This window comes from Ochrobactrum sp. SFR4, assembly GCF_019730395.1.
Lineage (GTDB): Bacteria > Pseudomonadota > Alphaproteobacteria > Rhizobiales > Rhizobiaceae > Pseudochrobactrum.
Window position 1 is genome coordinate 1 of the sequence record NZ_JAAPBB010001237.1, and the last position, 243, is coordinate 243.

General features: G+C 42.0%; 1 protein-coding gene. It reads right to left on the minus strand.

Annotated features, from left to right (window positions below; genetic code table 11):
- Positions 1-17 precede the first annotated feature (17 nt).
- Positions 18-243: hypothetical protein (locus HBA93_RS22980; RefSeq protein WP_221724771.1), on the minus strand; the 226-nt coding region annotated here is incomplete at its 5' end.

A 243-nucleotide genomic window follows, 5' to 3' on the forward strand; every position in this document is an offset into this window, starting at 1 on the left:
TGATTTGAGAGTCAAGCTTAGCACAGCAATTTTTTAGCACAATATGCATCTGTAAAACTTATAGGTTGATTTAAAATAACGATTTTACAAATATTTGTCTTTCCCTGAGGATAAAGCAAATCCGCATTTTGCAAGGTATCCGGAGGGACAGGACATGCAAGCAACCGGTGAAAAACGACAGCAGGCACAAGCAGATATGCTGCCACTTTGGAAAGCCAATCAGTTTCTGGCACCGGCACTGGG